15 protein-coding genes are annotated in these 18,530 nt (G+C 61.0%); 4 read left to right on the forward strand and 11 right to left on the reverse strand.

From position 1 onward, the window contains the following. Positions 1-59: 59 nt before the first annotated feature. From PG5_RS14410 to PG5_RS14425, 4 genes are all read right to left on the reverse strand, one after another. Complete coding sequence (locus PG5_RS14410; protein ID WP_020797858.1) at positions 60-1,379, reverse strand: MFS transporter; 1,320 nt, start codon at positions 1,377-1,379, stop codon at positions 60-62. Between the two features lie 291 nt (positions 1,380-1,670). Continuing rightward, positions 1,671-2,996: a sigma-54 dependent transcriptional regulator gene (locus tag PG5_RS14415; RefSeq protein WP_020797860.1), complete on the reverse strand. Its 1,326-nt coding sequence runs from the start codon at positions 2,994-2,996 to the stop codon at positions 1,671-1,673. Further along, positions 2,981-4,756 (reverse strand): ATP-binding protein, encoded by a 1,776-nt coding sequence (locus PG5_RS14420; protein WP_020797861.1) that lies wholly within the window; start codon positions 4,754-4,756, stop codon positions 2,981-2,983. Before PG5_RS14420 ends, PG5_RS14415 begins: the two co-directional genes overlap by 16 nt. Before the next feature lie 189 nt (positions 4,757-4,945). Continuing rightward, complete coding sequence (locus PG5_RS14425) at positions 4,946-6,469, reverse strand: fumarate hydratase (RefSeq protein ID WP_008061943.1); 1,524 nt, start codon at positions 6,467-6,469, stop codon at positions 4,946-4,948. 394 nt (positions 6,470-6,863) lie between these two features. Between PG5_RS14425 and PG5_RS14430 the strand changes: the two genes are divergently transcribed. Continuing rightward, the gene (locus PG5_RS14430; RefSeq protein WP_020797864.1) at positions 6,864-7,970 is read left to right on the forward strand and encodes a GGDEF domain-containing protein; all 1,107 of its coding nucleotides are present in this window, start codon (positions 6,864-6,866) and stop codon (positions 7,968-7,970) included. Further along, the gene (locus PG5_RS14435) at positions 7,963-8,898 is read left to right on the forward strand and encodes an iron-sulfur-binding ferredoxin reductase (protein ID WP_020797865.1); all 936 of its coding nucleotides are present in this window, start codon (positions 7,963-7,965) and stop codon (positions 8,896-8,898) included. Before PG5_RS14430 ends, PG5_RS14435 begins: the two co-directional genes overlap by 8 nt. A 179-nt stretch (positions 8,899-9,077) precedes the next feature. On the opposite strand, the gene pyk is transcribed toward PG5_RS14435, so the two are convergent. Beyond that, positions 9,078-10,529, reverse strand: a complete 1,452-nt coding sequence (pyk, locus tag PG5_RS14440) for a pyruvate kinase (RefSeq protein ID WP_020797866.1) — start codon at positions 10,527-10,529, stop codon at positions 9,078-9,080. 172 nt (positions 10,530-10,701) lie between these two features. Between pyk and PG5_RS14445 the strand changes: the two genes are divergently transcribed. Together PG5_RS14445 and PG5_RS14450 are read left to right on the forward strand one after the other, a co-directional pair. Beyond that, positions 10,702-11,076: a tol-pal system YbgF family protein gene (locus tag PG5_RS14445; RefSeq protein ID WP_020797867.1), complete on the forward strand. Its 375-nt coding sequence runs from the start codon at positions 10,702-10,704 to the stop codon at positions 11,074-11,076. Positions 11,077-11,314: 238 nt separating this feature from the next. Beyond that, positions 11,315-11,674: a PilZ domain-containing protein gene (locus PG5_RS14450; protein WP_020797868.1), complete on the forward strand. Its 360-nt coding sequence runs from the start codon at positions 11,315-11,317 to the stop codon at positions 11,672-11,674. Positions 11,675-11,702: 28 nt separating this feature from the next. On the opposite strand, the gene PG5_RS14455 is transcribed toward PG5_RS14450, so the two are convergent. From PG5_RS14455 to PG5_RS14480, 6 genes are read right to left on the reverse strand one after another with little or no spacing between them, the layout of a single operon-like run. Then, positions 11,703-13,034, reverse strand: a complete 1,332-nt coding sequence (locus PG5_RS14455) for a DUF58 domain-containing protein (protein ID WP_020797869.1) — start codon at positions 13,032-13,034, stop codon at positions 11,703-11,705. Further along, positions 13,031-14,032 (reverse strand): MoxR family ATPase, encoded by a 1,002-nt coding sequence (locus tag PG5_RS14460; protein WP_020797870.1) that lies wholly within the window; start codon positions 14,030-14,032, stop codon positions 13,031-13,033. The genes PG5_RS14455 and PG5_RS14460 overlap by 4 nt, the downstream gene beginning before the upstream one ends. Then, complete coding sequence (locus PG5_RS14465; RefSeq protein ID WP_020797871.1) at positions 14,029-15,192, reverse strand: DUF4350 domain-containing protein; 1,164 nt, start codon at positions 15,190-15,192, stop codon at positions 14,029-14,031. Before PG5_RS14465 ends, PG5_RS14460 begins: the two co-directional genes overlap by 4 nt. After that, positions 15,189-16,736, reverse strand: a complete 1,548-nt coding sequence (locus tag PG5_RS14470) for a DUF4129 domain-containing protein (protein WP_020797872.1) — start codon at positions 16,734-16,736, stop codon at positions 15,189-15,191. Before PG5_RS14470 ends, PG5_RS14465 begins: the two co-directional genes overlap by 4 nt. After that, a complete protein-coding gene (locus tag PG5_RS14475; RefSeq protein WP_020797873.1) occupies positions 16,723-17,700 on the reverse strand; it encodes a stage II sporulation protein M in 978 nt (325 codons plus the stop codon). The genes PG5_RS14470 and PG5_RS14475 overlap by 14 nt, the downstream gene beginning before the upstream one ends. Next, positions 17,697-18,422, reverse strand: a complete 726-nt coding sequence (locus PG5_RS14480) for an RDD family protein (RefSeq protein ID WP_020797874.1) — start codon at positions 18,420-18,422, stop codon at positions 17,697-17,699. Before PG5_RS14480 ends, PG5_RS14475 begins: the two co-directional genes overlap by 4 nt. Positions 18,423-18,530 lie beyond the last annotated feature (108 nt).

Consider the following 18,530-nt stretch of genomic DNA (forward strand, 5'->3'; position numbering starts at 1 on the left):
CTACCATACAAGCGAGCCTGATCGCGAAGAGGCCGGTATGACCGACCTCGATGCGACTGTCAGTCAGTGACGATCCGCGAATGCTTGCGGGTGTCTTTCATGGTGACGTACACCAGCAGGGACACGGCGATGCACGCCGTGACATACCAGTAGTAACCGGTTTCCATGCCAATGCTCTTGAACCACAGCGCGATGTATTCAGCGGTGCCGCCGAAGATCGACACGGTCAGGGCATACGGCAGGCCTACGCCCAAGGCGCGGATTTCGGTCGGGAACAGCTCGGCTTTGACCACCGCGTTGATCGAGGTGTAGCCGCTGACGATGATCAGTGCCGCCATGATCAGGAAGAACGCGCCCCACCAGGTCGTGATGGTGTGCAAGGTGGTGAGGATCGGCACGGTGAAAATCGTGCCCAGTACGCCAAAGGCGATCAGGATCGGACGTCGGCCGATCTTGTCCGACAGGCCACCGATGATTGGCTGCAGGCACATGAACAGGAACAGCGTGGCGGCAGAGATGGTGGTGGAGTCGGAAATGCTCATGCCGACGGTGTTCACCAGGTATTTCTGCATGTAGGTGGTGTAGGTGTAGAACGCCAGGGTCCCGCCCATGGTCAGGCCAACCACGGTCATCAGCTCTTTCGGATGGCGCATCAGGGTGCGCATCGCGCTTTCCTTGGCCTTTTCTTTCTTGGTGAACGACTCGGTTTCTTCCATGCCACGGCGCAGGTACAGCGCGACCACGGCACACAGCGCGCCGATCGCGAACGGGATGCGCCAGCCCCAGGCGTATAGCTCTTCGGTGGTCAGTACGTTCTGCAGGACGATCAGTACACCCAGTGCTATGAGTTGACCGGAGATCAGGGTCACGTACTGGAAGCTGGAGTAGAAACCGCGACGTTCCTTGGTCGCCATCTCGCTCAGGTAAGTAGCGGAGGTGCCGTATTCGCCACCGACCGACAGGCCTTGCAGCAAGCGGGCGAACACCAGCAGGATCGGCGCACCGATACCGATGATTTCATAGCCCGGGCTCAGGGCGATCAGGAGCGAACCGAAGCACATCAGGTACACCGAGGCCATCAGGGCTTTCTTGCGTCCGACTTTGTCAGCGTACAGGCCCATCAGCCACCCGCCGATCGGGCGCATCAGGAAACCCACGGCGAAAATCGCAGCGGTATTCAGCAGTTGTGCGGTGGTGTCGCCTTTGGGGAAAAAGGTCTTGGCGAAATAGAGCGAGAAAGCGGCGTAGACGTACCAGTCATACCACTCGACCATGTTGCCGACAGAACCGCTGAAGATCGATTTGATACGGCTGGAAGTGGTTCGTTCTTTTGCCGGCGCGGCGGCCGACCCACGGGGCAGGGTGTTGGCGTTATCCATTGAAGGATCCTTCGTTTAATTATTTTTTGTGGAGCGCGCGTAAACGCAGCCTGCGGGGGCTATAGCAGGAGCTGTGCCAAGAGGAAGAGGGCCGGTTTAGAGGGGTTTTCAGATTGCGATGAGCGAAAATCCGCTCATCAAAGATTGAGTGTGAGCGGAAAACTGCTTATTCGACTCGGGAAATTCGTTGTATTTGCCGGCCTCTTCGCGAGCAGGCTCGCTCCCACAGTGGATCGGTGCACATCGCACATTGTGGGAGCGAGCCTGCTCGCGAAGGGGCCAGTTCGGGCGCTACAAAAACATCTCGCGGGTCAGGCCATGTCGCTGCATCTTTTCATTGAACGTCCGGCGCGGCAGCTGCAGTTCTTCAAGCACCGCCTTCACATCACCCTTGTGCCGGGTCAATGCTGCGCGCAGGCACTGCGCTTCAAACGCTTCCTGCTGCGCTGCCAGTGACTGTCCCGGCTCGATGCCCGCCGGCACAGGCTCGCCAAGCCCCAACACCTGGCGCTCGGCTACGTTTGCCAGTTCGCGCACATTGCCTGGCCAGTCGTGACTCAACAGATGGCTCAACTGGGGCCCGCTCAACGGCGCAAAGGTTCGCCCCAGTCGCTCTGCAGCACTTTGGGCAAAGGCCTCGTACAACAACGGAATGTCTTCGCGACGGTCACGCAGCGGTGGCAGGCGCAATTCGGCGACGTTCAAACGGTAAGCCAGGTCCTCGCGGAAACGTCCGGCCCGTGCTTCGTCGAGCAAGTCCGGCTTGGTTGCGGCGATGATGCGCAAATCCACTCGAATACTCTGGTTCGAGCCCAAGCGCTCAAGCTTCTGCTCCTGTAGCACCCGCAGCAATTTCACTTGCTGGGCCAGGGGCATGCTTTCGATTTCATCGAGAAACAACGTGCCGCCATCGGCGTATTCGAGTTTGCCGATGCGCTTGCCTTGGGCACCGGTGAATGCGCCGCTTTCGTGGCCAAACAGTTCTGCTTCGAACAATTGTTCGGGGATGGCCGCGCAATTCAAGGCGACGAAGGGTTTATCGGCGCGCGGCCCGAAATCGTGCAGGCAGCGGGCAACCAGTTCTTTGCCGCTACCGGTTTCACCGCGGATCAATACGTTGACCGGCAACGCCGCCAAATCAAGAACCTGGCGACGTAGCGTCTGCAAGCCACGGGACACACCCAGCAGCGTCGCGTCGAGTTTGGCGCGGTTGTCGGCCTGCTCGTGCAAGGCGCGGTTTTCCAGCACCAGCCGGCGCTTGTCCAGCGCGCGGTGCAGGCTGCCAAGCAGGGTTTGCGGGCTGAAGGGTTTTTCCAGGAAGTCGTAAGCGCCATCGCGCATCGCATCGACAGCCATCGGCACGTCGCCATGGCCGGTCAGCAGAATCACCGGCAAGTCGGCATCGCGGCGCTGGACTTCAGCCAGCAGTTCCAGCCCGGACATGCCGGGCATGCGCACGTCGCTGAGGATCACTCCGGGGTAATGCGCGGGCAGTTGCGCCAGGCATTCGTCGGCGCGGCTGAACAGTTGCACCTGGAAACCCGACAGGCCCAACCACTGCTCGACGGCGCTGCGGATGCTGCTTTCGTCGTCGACCACCATCACTGAATTGAGCATGTGCCAGGAGCCTCCGGATCGATGGGCAAGGTGAGTGTGAACACCGCGCCGTTGTCGTGATTATCGGCGCTCAGGCGTCCTCCCGATTCGTGAACGATGGCAAAGGATACGGCCAGACCGATGCCCAGGCCATCACCCACCGGTTTGGTGGTGAAAAAGGGATCGAAGACCTTCGACAGGTTTTCTTCGGCGATGCCGCCGCCGTTGTCGATGACGCTCAGGCGCCACAGTTGTTCGTCGGCTTCCAGGCGGATTTCCAGGCGTTTGCAGGGTTTGTCCTGCATCGCATCCAGAGCGTTGCGTAGCAGATTGATCAACACTTGCTCCAGGCGAATTGCGTCGCCGCGCACCCACGCCGGGCGCGCCAGGTGCAGCACGGTGCTGACCTGTTCGTCGCGCAGGCGAGTGTCGAGCAGCTCAAGCGATTGGTCCACCACCGATGCCAGGTCCAGGCGTTCGCGCAAACCGCTGGGGCTTTTGCGGGCGAAGGTTTTCAGGTGGCCGGTGAGGGCGGCCATGCGCGTCAGCATGTCATCCACCGGCTTGAGAGCCTTGTAGGCGTCGTCGACCCGGCCGTGGTCGAGCAACAGTCGCAGCGTCGCCAGCTGCATGCGCTGGGCGGTCAGTGGTTGATTGATTTCATGGGCCAGCGCCGCCGACATCTGGCCGAGGGCCGCGAGTTTGGCCGATTGCACCAGACCGTCCTGGGCGGTGCGCAGGTCGCGGGTACGCTCTTCCACCAGCTGTTCGAGCTCTTCGCGACTACGCTGGCGCATTTTTGCCAGGCGCCAGCGCTGATTGAGGAACAGCAGCAGAAACACCAGTGTCAGCCACAGGCCGGCTGCGGCGAGGGCGGCGTTGCGACTGTCTTCGAATGCTACTTGCGGACGACGCAGCAGGTGCAGCGTCCAGCCCTCGGCGGCCAGCGGCAGGGATTCCCACAGGTAATCCGTCTTGCCGTCCGGACCGTCGACCCGCGCCAGTTCGCTGTTGTCGTCGAAGCGGCGCAACGATTGATAGTCGAGCCGCGTCAGCGGCTGCTTGTCGTATTGGCGGGTGGCCTTGAGCTCGGCAAGGTCGCTGTCGCTCAACGGTTTCAATTGGCGATAGCGCCAACCCGGCTGATTGGCGATGAAGATGATGCCGCGTGCATCGCTGACCAGCAGCGTGTCGTTGCCCTGGCGCCATTCGCGTTCCAGTTCGGGAAATTCGAGCTTCACTACCATGGCTCCGAGAAACTGCCCGTCGTCGTTGGTCACGGCACTGGACAAGAAGTAGCCCGGTATCCCGCTGGTCACCCCCACGGCATAAAAACGCCCGGTGCCCTGGGTGCGGGTCTGGTTGAAGTAAGGGCGAAAGCCATAATTGTGGCCGACGTAACTGCTGGGCAAGCGCCAGTTGCTTGCTGCCACGGCGAGACCGGTGCGATCGAGCAGTTCCAGGGTCGAGGACTCGGCGGCGCCATTGATCTTTTCCAGCTTGCGGTTCAGCACGTCCTGTTGCTCTGGGTTGACCGGGCCTTTGAGCGCGTCACGCAGCTGCGGGTCCAGCGCCAGCACCGAGGGCAGGGCGCGGTAGCGTTCGATCAGGGTGTGCAGGGATGTGGCATACAGCGCCAATTGCTGATTGGCACGGGCCGCATCTTCAACCAGGGACTGGCGCACGGTGTGGCGCATGGCCAGGGTGGCAGCAATGGCGGCACCGGCGATGATCAGCACGGTGTACAGCGGCAGGCGCAGGGATCGGGAAGTCAGCGGCATGCAGTGGACAACAGGAAAAAATGAGGGGGAGCACAATACCATGTGGAGGGCAGTCATCTCTCGCCGGTACCCATGCGCTGGCGCTGGTTTTACCGTGATGGTCGATCCCAGGCGTTTCAGTTTGTTACCAGCCAAAAAAAACCGGCGGGTCGTTGCCGACCGGCCGGTTTGTTGGGGTTTCAGTGCAGCTTACTGCACTTCCACCGCCAGGCTTTCACTGATCTTTTGCTGCCAGATGGCAGGACCGGTGATGTGTACCGACTCGCCCTTGCTGTCGACTGCGACAGTCACTGGCATGTCTTTCACGTCGAACTCGTAGATCGCTTCCATGCCCAGTTCGGCGAATGCCACCACGCGGGATTTCTTGATCGCTTGCGCCACCAGGTAAGCCGCGCCGCCCACTGCCATCAGGTAAACGGCCTTGTGGTCCTTGATCGCGTCGATTGCGGTCGGGCCGCGCTCGGATTTGCCGATCATGCCCAGCAGGCCGGTTTGCTCGAGAATCTGACGGGTAAACTTGTCCATGCGCGTGGCGGTGGTCGGGCCAGCCGGGCCTACCACTTCTTCGCGCACCGGATCGACCGGGCCGACGTAATAGATGAAGCGACCCTTCAGGTCCACCGGCAGGGTTTCACCCTTGTTCAGCATCTCGACCATGCGCTTGTGCGCAGCGTCGCGACCGGTAAGCATCTTGCCGTTGAGCAGGACGGTTTCGCCCGGCTTCCAGCTCTGCACTTCTTCCGGGGTCAGGGTGTCGAGGTTGACGCGACGGGCCGACGGACCCGCTTCCCAGACGATTTCCGGGTAGGCGTCCAAAGGTGGCGCTTCCAGGGATGCCGGGCCGGAACCGTCGAGCACGAAGTGCGCGTGACGGGTAGCGGCGCAGTTCGGGATCATGCACACCGGCAACGAGGCGGCGTGGGTCGGGTAATCCATGATCTTCACGTCGAGCACGGTGGTCAGGCCGCCGAGGCCCTGGGCGCCGATGCCCAACTGGTTGACCTTCTCGAACAGCTCCAGGCGCATTTCTTCGATGCGGTTCTGCGGGCCGCGGGCCTTCAGTTCGTGAATGTCGATGGATTCCATCAACACTTCCTTGGCCATCACCGCGGCTTTCTCGGCGGTGCCGCCGATGCCGATGCCGAGCATGCCCGGTGGGCACCAGCCGGCACCCATGGTCGGAACGGTCTTGAGCACCCAGTCAACGATCGAGTCGGACGGGTTGAGCATGGCCATTTTCGACTTGTTCTCGGAGCCGCCGCCCTTGGCTGCCACGTCCACTTCCACGGTGTTACCCGGAACGATGGAGTAGTGGATGACGGCCGGGGTGTTGTCCTTGGTGTTTTTACGAGCGCCCGCCGGGTCGGCGAGGATCGAGGCGCGCAGGACGTTTTCCGGCAGGTTGTAAGCCCGGCGCACGCCTTCGTTGATCATGTCGTCCAGGCCCATGGTGGCGCCATCCCAACGTACGTCCATGCCTACGCGAACGAAAACGGTGACGATGCCGGTGTCCTGACAGATCGGGCGGTGGCCGGTGGCGCACATCCGCGAGTTGATCAGGATCTGCGCCATGGAGTCACGGGCCGCTGGCGATTCTTCGCGCAGGTAGGCTTCGTGCATCGCCTGGATGAAATCCACGGGGTGGTAATAGGAAATGAACTGCAGGGCGTCGGCAACGCTCTGAATCAGGTCGTCTTGCTTGATCACGGTCATGAGTCGCGCTCCTCTAAAAGACGGGAACATTCAATAAGGTGCTTGCAGCTTGGGTACTTCGGTCGGTTGCAAGCACCTTTCAAGGCACGCCGGGCATGCTGGCGCGACGCTAAAAAGGCGCGGCAGTATACCGCGCATCAAAGGCAGGTACACGCGCCGGCGGTCAAACCTTGGTCTGATTGTCGTGCCCGATCCCCGTAGGAGCTGTCGAAGGCTGCGATCTTTTGATTTTGTTTTTAAGATCAAGATCAAAAGATCGCAGCCTGCGGCAGCTCACAGTGAAATTGTGTCACCCGAAAATTGAATGGTTATTTATCGGCCGCACCACTAAAGTGACATTCGGTCTGTAGAGTAGGACGCTCTGTCAGTCTCCTTTCATAGGGTGAGTCAACGATTGACCCATAACGCCATCCAGCGCCTGTTGCTCAAACGTTTTGCCCTCGCAGCCGGCACCTACGCCCTGGCCCTGCTACTGCTGTGGCTGGCGTTTTTTACCGGCCACTACGATGAGTCGCTGGCCAACGTCGCCGTCGGCAGTGGGCTGGTGGTCATCAGCCAGGCGGCGTTGTTCGTAGTGTTTTACAGCGGCTGCAACCTGCGTTTTTCCGACCCCAGCCTGACCGAGACGCAGGTGCTGCTGGGGCTGGGTTGGCAAACCTGGCTGATTGCCAATCTGGATGAGGCTCGTGGCGCGTTTCTGGTGTTCTACGTGCTGATTCTGTTGTTCGGGCTGTTTCATCTGTCGCGCCGTGCATTTGCGCGCTGTGCGTTGCTGGTCTTTTTCAGTTTCAGCGCGATCACGCTGTGGGAGGGCTACCACTTCCAGCTGGCCGACCCGGCGCTGGCCGCATTGCAGGTATGCGTACTGTTCATCGTGCTGGTCTGGCTTGAGCTGTACGCCCGTTACGTCCAGGCCTCCCGCCTGCGCATGCGTCAACGCCGCTTCGCCTTGCAGGCGCACCAGGACACGTTGCGCGGGATGATGCGCCAGCTCGAGGACCTGGTCGCTACCGACGAGTTGACCGGACTGTTCAATCGCCGGCATTTCCTGCGCCTGGCTTCACGCGAACTCAAGGCCATGGACGCCAGCGTCGTGCATGGCCTGGCGCTGATCGACCTCGATCACTTCAAGCGCATCAACGATATTCACGGCCATGCGGCTGGCGATCAGGTATTGCAGGCATTTGCCGGCGTGGCGTCGGCCTGCCTGCGCGACGGTGATGTCCTGGCGCGCTACGGCGGAGAAGAGTTTGTGGTGTTGCTGCCTGATTGCGATGCCGGTCGATTGACCGCTTGTTGCGAGCGGCTGCGCCTCGCCTTTATCGATGTCGAGCTGATCGGCTTGAAAGTCGGCAGTCTCAGCCTGTCCGCCGGCATGACCCTGCTGTTACCGGGTGATGATCTTGACGAGGCCTTGCAGCGGGCTGACCAGGCGCTTTATCGGGCCAAACGTGACGGCCGCAACCGTTGCGCTGCAGCATGGGAAAACGTCGATGCCTGAGTTGCGCGTCGGTGACCGCCAATGGTCGGTGCCAGTTGGCAGTAATCTGCTTGATGCCCTGAATCAGAACGGCGTGTCGGTGCCTTACAGCTGTCGTGCCGGCAGTTGCCATGCGTGCCTGGTGCAATGCGTGCAAGGGCTGCCGAGCGACAGCCGGCCCGATGCCTTGAGTGCGCAGCAGCGCCAGCAAGGCTGGCGGCTGGCATGCCAGTGCCAGGTGGTCGAGGATTTGCAAGTGCACACCTTCGACCCGCAGCAGGATGGCAGCCCGGCCGAAGTCGCGGCCGTCGATTGGTTGAGCGCCAGCGTATTGCGCTTGCGCCTCACCCCGCAGCGTCCATTGCGCTATAGCGCAGGTCAGCATCTGGTGTTGTGGGCCGGTAATGTGGCGCGGCCGTATTCCCTCGCCAGCCTGCCGGAGGAAGACCGCTTCCTGGAGTTCCACCTCGATTGCCGCCTGCCAGGTGAATTCAGTGACGCGGCGCGTCAGCTGAGCATTGGCGATCCAGTCCGCCTCGGCGAGTTGCGGGGCGGGGCATTGCATTACGACCCGGACTGGCATGCCCGGCCGTTGTGGCTAATGGCCGCCGGCACCGGCCTGGGACCATTGTTTGGCGTGTTGCGCGAAGCATTGCGTCAGGATCATCAGGGTGCCATCCGTGTGATTCACCTGGCCCATGATGCCAATGAGCATTATCTGGCCAAACCCCTGCAAGCCATGGCAGCCAGTCGTCCGAACCTCAGTATCGAGCTCTGGACCCCAGCCGGGTTGCCAGCGGCATTGGCGCAAATGCGCCTTGTCTCTCGGCAAACCCTCGCCTTGGTCTGTGGAGCCCCCGATAGCGTTGACGCCTTCGCCCGGCGCCTGTACCTGGCAGGACTGCCGCGTAATCAACTGCTGGCCGACGTGTTCCTGCCCCGTGGTTGAGATGATACAGCTCAAGGCAATGGCGGCATTGAACCCAAAAAAGATCGCAGCCTGCGGCAGCTCCTACAATGGAATGCGTTCCCTGTAGGAGCTGCCGCAGGCTGCGATCTTTTAATCTTCAAAACAAAAAAGCCCCGCCATTCACATGGCAGGGCTTTCGTTTTTCAGCGAGCGGTCACTCAGACCATCGGATCGCCAACGTGCAGGATCTTCATGCCGTTGGTGCCACCGGTGGTGTGGTAGCTGTCGCCCTTGGTCAGGATGACCCAGTCGCCTTTCTGTACGACGCCGCGCTTGACCAGTTCGTCGATCGCCTTCTGGCTGACTTCGTTCGGTGCCAGCGAAGCCGGATCGAATGGAATGGTGTACACGCCACGGAACAGCGCCGCGCGCGCCTGGGCTTCACGGTGTGGAGTGAACGCATAGATCGGCACCGAGGAACGGATGCGCGACATGATCAGCGGGGTGTAGCCACTTTCGGTCAGGGCGATGATCGCCTTCACGCCCGGGAAGTGGTTGGCGGTGTACATGGTGGCCAGGGCGATGCTCTCGTCGCAGCGCTGGAACTCCTTGCCAATGCGGTGGCTGGAGGTCTTGCTGGTTGGGTGCTTTTCAGCGCCAACGCAGATTCGCGCCATTGCTTGCACAGCTTCCAGCGGGTACAGGCCGGCGGCACTTTCGGCCGAGAGCATCACGGCGTCGGTGTAGTCGAGCACGGCGTTGGCTACGTCGGACACTTCGGCGCGGGTCGGCATCGGGTTCTGGATCATCGACTCCATCATCTGGGTCGCCACGATCACGGCCTTGTTGTGGCGGCGCGCGTGCAGAATGATTTTCTTCTGGATGCCCACCAGTTCGGCGTCGCCGATTTCCACGCCCAGGTCACCACGGGCCACCATTACGGCGTCGGAGGCATTGATCAGGCCGTCGAGGGTTTCGTCGTCGGCTACGGCTTCGGCACGTTCGATCTTCGCCACCAGCCAAGCGGTACCGCCGGCTTCGTCGCGCAGTTGACGGGCGTATTCCATGTCGGCGGCGTCGCGCGGGAAGGACACGGCGAGGTAGTCGACCTGCATTTCGGCAGCGAGCTTGATGTCTGCCTTGTCTTTCTCGGTCAGGGCCGGTGCCGTCAGGCCACCACCGCGACGGTTGATGCCTTTATGGTCCGACAGCGGGCCGCCGATGGTCACGGTGCAGTTCAATTCGGTAGCGGTGGCGGTGTCGACGCGCATCACCACGCGGCCGTCGTCGAGCAGCAGCTCGTCACCTACACCGCAGTCCTTGACCAGGTCCGGGTAGTCGATGCCGACCACTTGCTGGTTGCCTTCGGTCAGGGGATGGCTGGTGGAGAAGGTGAATTGATCACCGATCTTCAGCTCGATCTTCTTGTTGGCGAATTTGGCGATACGGATTTTCGGGCCTTGCAGGTCACCCAGCAGGGCAACGAAGCGGCCGTGCTTGGCAGCGAGGTCACGCACCAGCTTCGCGCGAGCCTTGTGCTCGTCGGGGGTGCCGTGGGAGAAGTTCAGGCGGGCTACGTCCAGGCCAGCCAGGATCAGCTGTTCGAGAACTTCCGGCGAGTTACTGGCCGGGCCAAGGGTGGCGACGATTTTGGTACGACGGACGGACATGCAAAGACTCCTGAGTTCAAGCGCTGAGTGAGGCTACTATGCTCTTGGGGTGTAGTCATTGTTCATGTGCACTACTTATTCGTTTGATTCTTTGAATGAACACTTTTGCTGACCTGCCACCTGAAGATTTTCGTCCACGGGTCGATACAGAGCTCAAGTCAGGAGAACTCCCATGCGATTCGTGCTCATAGCCGTCCTTGCCCTCAGTGTCGTGGGCTGCACCCGTTGGTCGATGAACCACCATTTGAACCTTGCCTATAGCGCCTATGACCGTGGTAATTGCGAGCAAGTGACGCTCGAGCTTTCCAAAGTTGAACGCGCCAGCCGCGCGCGGCCTTATGTGTGGCCAGAAGTGTCAATGTTGCGCGGTTTGTGTCTGGAACGGCAAAAACTGTTTGTCGATGCGGCGCAAACCTACCAGTTCATCATTGCTTCGTATCCGCAAAGCGAATACGCGTATCGCGCCCAGGCTCGCCTGGAAACCTTGCAAGCACTCAATCACTACCCGCTGCGAAGTTCGGCGACGGTACGTCCAACCCGCTTCTGATTACGTTTCTCATCTGGTGGCTGGCTCGCCGGCGACGGTGAGCTATAGTCGAATAGATCGGTTTGGAGCCTTGTCTGCAAACCGACGTAACACCTGTGATCGGCAGGAGTAAGCGGCAGCGGTTCATGGACTGTCGCACCAGGATCGGGGAGAGCGCGCCCATCGCCTGTCTATCAGGCCGGCCCGTTCCGAAGCATTAGTGCGGCCCTGCTTAAGGGCCTGGCAAAGCGAATTCAGCATGTTCACTGACCGCCGGATCGAGCGGCATCAACTGCCGTATTTTCTGAAAGTGTTCAACCGCATTACCGACAAGCCGATTGGCTATCTCGGCAACGTCTCCGAAGACGGGCTGATGCTTATCAGTCAGTTGCCGATGATGATCGGCGTGGATTTCGATTTGCGCCTGAAAATCCCCGCGAGCGGCGGGTGCATGCAGGTCATCGATCTGCGGGCGTGTTGCCTGTGGTGTCATGAAGACGCAACTCCTCACTACTATGACGCCGGGTTCAGCCTGCAACGGGCACCCCCGGAGTATGGGCAACTGGTGGAGGCATTGAGGCAGTACTTCAGTTTTCAGCCGTTGCCGGCGTCTGCCTGATGCCGCATGGGTTGCGCTTGGAGCGTTGTTAAATCGTCCCTGCTTTTTTCCAGCTCAAGTACCGGGTGACCAACTCGGGGCCCAACGCCTCGGGTTGCCCATCCACTACCGGTACTCCGTGGGCGATCAAGCGCTCATGGAGTGCTGCGCGCGAATTCAGGTATTCGACCGTCCCGCAATAGGCCAACGCCTCTGACAAAGTTTGCACCGGCAATAGTCGCGTCGTATCCAGGACGCTCTCACGCAAGCTTGCGACCAACACCTGGTGCTGCTTGCTCAAGCGCTTGACGGCAGTCAGCAGTTCATCATCGTCTTCATCGCGCAGGTTGGTGACCAGCAGCACCAGCGCCCGCCGTTTCTGCCGGGACAGCAGTTGGCTGGCAGCGGCTTGATAATCGGCGCTGCGTTGAGTGCTGTTCAGATCGTAGACCGAGTTGAGCACCACGTTGAGCTGGCCAGCGCCTTTCACCGGGGCGAGGAAGCGCGGATGATCACTGGCAAAGGTGCAGAGGCCTACCGCATCCCCTTGGCGCAGCGCGACGTAGCTCAACAACAGGCAGGCATTGAGCGCATGATCGAAATGCGCCAGCTCGCCGTCCTGGCTGCGCATGCGTCGACCGCAATCGAGCATGAAGATGATCTGTTGGTCACGCTCGTCCTGGTACTCCCGGGCAATGGGTGTGCGTTGGCGGGCAGTGGCTTTCCAGTCGATCTGGCGCAGGCTGTCGCCTTCGCGAAATTCCCTTAGCTGATGAAACTCCAGGCCCAGGCCACGTCGTTGGCGCTGGCGAACACCGAGTTGGCTGAGCCAGTTGTCCACCGCCAACAGTTGGCCGCCGTAGAGTCGGGCGAAGTCGGGATAGACGCGGGTGCTGTCAATCACGCTCAGCAGGCGTTTGGCGTGCCATAGCCCCAATGGGCTGGGCAGGCTGATTTCGCAGTTCTCGAAGCTGAAGTGGCCGCGCTTGAGCGGGCGCAGGCGATAGTCGACGTCGCTGTGCTGGCCGGGTTGAAGTTCCACCGACAGCGGCAGGTTTTCGAAGCTCAGGCCGTCGGGTACGTGGTCGTAGACCTGGATGTTCAGTAGCAGGGGAAAATCGTGCTCGACCTGCAGTCGCACGACACTCCAACGGCCGAGGGCCAGGCTGCCGGGCAGTTGACGTTGTACCCGGGGCGACGGCAGGCGGTTGAGACGGATGGCGTCGATTATTGCCAGGGCCAAGAGAGCCAGGAGCAAGCCCCAGTTGATCGAGAACAGCGTTGATGGAACCGCGATGTCCAATGCGTGCAATGTGCCCAGAATGAGACCGATGCCCAGCAAGGTCGCAAGCCAGGCCAGTAGCAGGCGCGAGGGTTTCACAGCCGTGGCGCCGGTACTTGGTCGAGCAGTTGCCGCAACACCTGATCGACGTCCAGCCCTTCGATATCCAGTTCCGGCGCTATGCGCACACGATGGCGCAGAACGGCCAGGGCGCAGCCTTTTATGTCGTCAGGGATCACAAACTCGCCACCGCGCAACAACGCCCGCGCCCTTGCGCAGCGCACCAGCGCAATGGATGCACGAGGCCCGGCACCGAGGGTCAGGCCGGGCCAACTGCGGGTGGTGCGAGCCAGGCGTACGGCGTAGTCGAGGACCTGGTCGTCCAGCGGCAAATCGCTGGCAATGCGCTGCAAGGCCAGGACCTCCCTGGCTTGCAGCACCGTGCGCAGCGGTTGGACATCGAGCATGTCGGCCCGGGTCGAGCGGCTGACCTGGCGCACCATGTCCAACTCCTGCTCCACGTCAGGGTAGTCCATGCGCACCTTGAGCATGAAGCGATCGAGTTCGGCTTCCGGCAACGGGTAAGTGCCTTCCTGTTCGATGGGGTTTTGCGTGGCGAGCACCATGAATGGCTGCGCGATGGGCAGGGCGCGGCCTTCGAGGGTCACTTGGCGTTCCTGCATGGCTTCGAGCAGTGCGGCCTGGGTTTTTGCCGGGGCCCGGTTGATCTCGTCGGCGAGCAACAGGTTGGTGAACAACGGTCCCTTGCGCAGCTTGAATTGCTCGGTCTGCATGTCGTACACCGCATGCCCGGTGACATCGCTTGGCATCAGGTCCGGCGTGAACTGGATACGCGCGAATTCGCCGCCGAAACAACGTGCCAGCGCCCTGACCAACAGCGTCTTGCCCAGCCCCGGCACGCCTTCGAGCAATACGTGGCCGCCAGCGAGCAGGGCGGTGAGAACGTCGTCGATGACGGTGTCCTGGCCGATCACGGCTTTTTGCAATTCATGGCGCACCGCCTGGGCCAACTGGCAGGCACGCTGGCGTTGCCGGATGGCGTGGTCGATTGCATCGGGCTCGATCGGTTGACTCATAACGCATTCCTCAAGGTTTGCAGGTGGGCGACCTGGCGGCTGAATTCAGCACTGGAAAACCGCTGTTTCGACCGCGGGCCCATGGCTTGGCTGATCGCGTCTGCGGGCTGGCCGCTCAGACGGGCGAGCACCCGCCATTGTTCGGCGACATCGAGTTGTTCATAGCCAGGATGACGATGTCTCACGCGGCGCAGTATGTCTTGCTGCAAGGCCTGCAACAGGCTGTCCTGGCCGTTGTGTCGCAACATGAAATCGGCGCTGGCGCGCAGGTGTTCCTGCAATTGGCGGCGAGCTTTGGTTTGCGGTTGCAGCAGTGGCCCATGGCGCACGCCGAAGTGCCAGCAACCCAGGCCGATCAGGGCGGCCAAGGCGACCAACGCCTGGGGGAAATGGCGTAGCAGCAGTGTCAGCAGGCTGTCGTGCTCGGTATTGAACAGCAGGGTCACGCTGGTATCGGCGGTCAGGTACCAGAGCAGCCAGGCGTTGTCGTATTGATCGATGGCCGGGGTTTTCCACAGGTCGGCGTCGGTCACCACAATGATCGAGCCAAGCCCGTGGTTCAGTTGCATCATATGGGTTGCCTTGGCACTGTTGGCCCAGGCCTTGGCGAGGTTTTTCGGGTCTTCGAGATGGAACGTGGTATCGAAGCCGGCGTAGGCCGGTGCGTCTTCATCTTCCAGATAGAGTTTGGTCAGTTGCGGGTAGGGATCATCCGGGGTGTCGGGCGGTGGGTCCTTGAGGTCTTTGCTCAGCGACTGTTGCAGTTGCACCCGATCCAGCAACAGGTCATTGCTTTGCCCGGTCTTTTCATCCCACAGCGACTGGGCAACGAACAGCAGGCGCCCGCCGGCTTGGGCCCAGTCCAGCACCTGATCGATCTGCCTGGGCGTCATGTTGTAGCGATCGCCTAGCAACAACAGGCTGTGATGCTGCGGCGCCAGGGTTGGCAGGATATCGAGGCTGTTGGCATGGCTGACACTCAGGCCCTGCTTGCGCAAAAAAAACTCGGCGGCCAGGTACGGGTTGACCAGGGCTTCAGGCGCCGGGCCATGGTCGATTTCGACCGGATAGGGCGTTGCCTTCAGGTACAGATAAATCATCAACACGGCCAGCAGGACAGCGGTCATCGTGCTGATGAATGGCCAGGCGCGCCGGTTCAATGGGGGATTCCCGAGTCAAATACGCCACGCCAGCCGTTACACAGTTCGCGCTGAACATGCGCGGGTGGCAATTGGTGCCCATAGGCCATGTTTTGCCAGTGCACGGTCAGGTCTTTGCTGAAGGCCAGCAGGGCCGGTTGCTGTAGTTGTTCGATGCGTTCAAGCACCTGGCCTTCGGTGTCGGCGGCCTTGAGTGGCATGTCGAAATCGTGCAAGAGGCGGCTGAGCAGGGCGCGATAGAGCAAGCCAAGCGCTGCACGCGGATTGTTCTGCCAGAGGCTTTCGGCACTGGCAGCGATGTCGCAGGGCAGGGTCTCGCGGCTGAGGTCAAGGCCAAATGCCTGCGGGGGAGGCGGGTGGGGGGCTTTTTTAGCGGGACGCGGGCGACGGCTGACGAATGCCTGCAACCCCTCACGGTAGTACCAGATCAAGCCCCCGATGGCGGTGATCACGGCTGCCCACAGCACAACTTCGATCAGCGTGGCCAACGCGCCGAAGTCTCGGTTGTCAAACATCTGGAGCAGCGCCTTTAGCCATTGGGGTGTGTGGTCTTCATTCGCGCCTTGGTCCGCGGCCTGGTTTTCGCCGAATCGATAGCGGGTGACGGTTTCCCTGTTCTTGAACGGAGGCTGGTCGAGGATGGCCTTGATGCTGTCCCTGGACCCCTGGCTGGTCAATGGTTGCTGCAGCATGCGCGGACTGTCGGGCGTCGCAATGGCCGACTCGGACGCCCAAGCAGTGGGGGTGATCGGCAGCAGCAAGGTCGCCGCCAGCAACAGGGCAAGGGTTGCTCCGCTCAAACGATGGGACAGGCTGCGAAACACCAGCTCGATATCCCAGGCTTCGAGCGCGGTGCGTCGGTTCAGGTACAGGCTGAAGCCTGCGGCCACGTAGATCGGTTCCCAAACCACCAGCACCAGGACGTAGAAGCCGTTGGACAGGTGTTCCAGCCAATGCCAGTCCTGCGTCGCGGCGCTGATCAGCGACTGCCAGCTCCAGTCGAGGGCGACCTGTTGTGGCAACAGCAGATAGAACAGCACCATCAAACCGATCCATAACGCGCCTTCCAGGTGCGCACCTATCACGGTCAGCCAGCGTGCCGCGCTGGCGTCACGCTGCAACAACACTTGCAACCGCTGTTGGCGCGCAACACCGCTCAGGCCTTCGAGCTGTAACACGGGCAGCGTGAAGCTGCGACTCAGGCTCAGGCGTCGCCAGGTCAGGCTGGCCAGCAGTTGTGGCTTGAGCAACCGTGGCCACTGGTAAAGCGCCTGTTTGAGGGTGGGCGTTTCTGCAAAAATGGCTTTGGAAAGGATGTACAAGGGCAAGCGTTCAAACGCCGGTTTCAGCCACCAGAAGATGAACACGGCCAAGGTCGGCGAATCCCACAGCAACCAGGTGAGCACCGCGAAAACCGGCAAGGTGACAATCGCCCAACTGCTCATCAGCAGGCACCGGTGGCGCTGGCTCAACAGCACGCCGAGGTCCATGGCTTCCCAGGTCGATCTTGGGCGAATGACCACGGTGGTGTCACTCAGGCGCATGATGCGTCCGTCCGGCGAATATCAAGTAAATCGCCACCAGCACCCAGAGGGCCGCACCGACCAGGTATTTGGTCAGGGGTGCCGGTGTCGTCATCGACGACCAGTAGGCTTCTATAAATGCCGCAATCAGCAGAAATAACATGACGCCGCAAATCAGCAGAACGCTCTTGCGGGCCGCCAGGCGCAAGGCTTCGGCGCGGGGCAGGCGTCCCGGTGCAATCAACGCCCAACCCAGTTGCAGGCCTGCGGCACCCGCCAGGGCAATGGCCGTCAACTCAAAGGCACCGTGACCGACCACGAATGACCAGAAGCTTTGCCCGTAGCCGATATGCGTCAGGTGTCCGGCTACCGCGCCGATCATCAAGCCGTTGAAGACCAGGAAGAACGCGCTGCCCAGGCCGAACAGCAATCCGCTGGCGTAGGTCTGAAAGGCGATCCCGATGTTGTGCATGATGTAGTAGCCGAACATCGCCCAGTCTTCACTGGCTGCACGCTCCATCGAGCGTCCCAGGTGACCGGCATCGGGGTCGTACATGCTTTGCATGTCGCTGACCTGATCGGCCGGAATCAGGTTGTAGACCAGTTCCGGAAACAGATAAACCAGCCCCGCCATTGCGATCAGGCTGCCGAAAAACATCAGGCTGGCAGCGAGCACGAAGCGCCATTGTTCACGTACCAGCCGGGGGAAGCCCGCCAGGATGAAACCCAGTGCATGGGCTCCAAAATGGCTGCGATGTCGATAAAGCTGCTGATGCCCACGTAACACCTGTTGCTGCAATGAGTCATTCAGGAAACTGCTGTAACCGCGCTCGCGGGCCAGCGCCAGGTGTTGGCAGATGCGCCGATAATCGGCCAGGAAATTGTCGGCCCCTTTGGCTTTGCTGTCCCGCTCCAGCCTGTCCAGCAGGAGGGAGAACTGCTCCCATTCAGCCATATGTCGATGTTCGAAAAGGCTTTGTTTCATGTCGGACCCAACAAACCGTGGGCAATGCCGTTGAGTTCGGCCACGGCGCGGGAAGCCGGAACCTGCAAGGGGCGCGCGAGTATCGAGGCGAGCTCATTGACCCTGGCATTGGACAGTCCGGCCTGGCGTTCGGCAAAACCGAGGATGGCACGTTGCTCGGTCAGTGTCAGGGCAAAAGGAGGACGACGGGGTTGCGAGGGTGGGAGTTGGGGACGGGTAAGCGGCTGCTCGCGGTAGACCACAAGCGTGCCGGCGGCCAGGTCACCGAGGCGCTTGAAATTGGGGTGTTGCAGGCAACTGATAGCGCCGAGAAAGTAGCCAAACGGCAACATGTCGACAAATCGCAGCAGGTTGCGCAACAGTGACGCGGACCAGTCGATAGGCGTGCCATCGTCCTGTATGACCCGAAGACCCATCCATTGTTTGCCCGGTGAGCGCCCCTGGTTGAAGACTTCGAACAGCACCATGTACCACCAGCTTACGCCGAAGAGCAGGATCGAACCCAGCCCCGCACCGAGTTTTCCGAGCATTGCCAAAGCAATGAACATCAGGCCCAGGATCAACCCGCGTATCGCCAGGTCGATGGAAAACGCCAGTGCGCGCACCATCAAGCCGGCCGGTCGCAGCGGCAAGTCTATGCCTTCGGGCGTTTCCACCTGATACCGCGTGTCCAGTGGTGGTGGCAGCGTTGCTTTCCGTGGCAGTGCTGTGGTGTCGAGCATGGGCAACCTGATGCTGTGGCCTGATCGGTTTGTCTCTTCACCGGATGCTAGCAGCCTCGCCGGAAAAAACGACATAACTATGTATTGCATATTGCGTGGCCAGGGATG

The organism is Pseudomonas sp. G5(2012) (assembly GCF_000408945.1).
In the GTDB taxonomy this organism is placed as follows: domain Bacteria; phylum Pseudomonadota; class Gammaproteobacteria; order Pseudomonadales; family Pseudomonadaceae; genus Aquipseudomonas; species Aquipseudomonas umsongensis.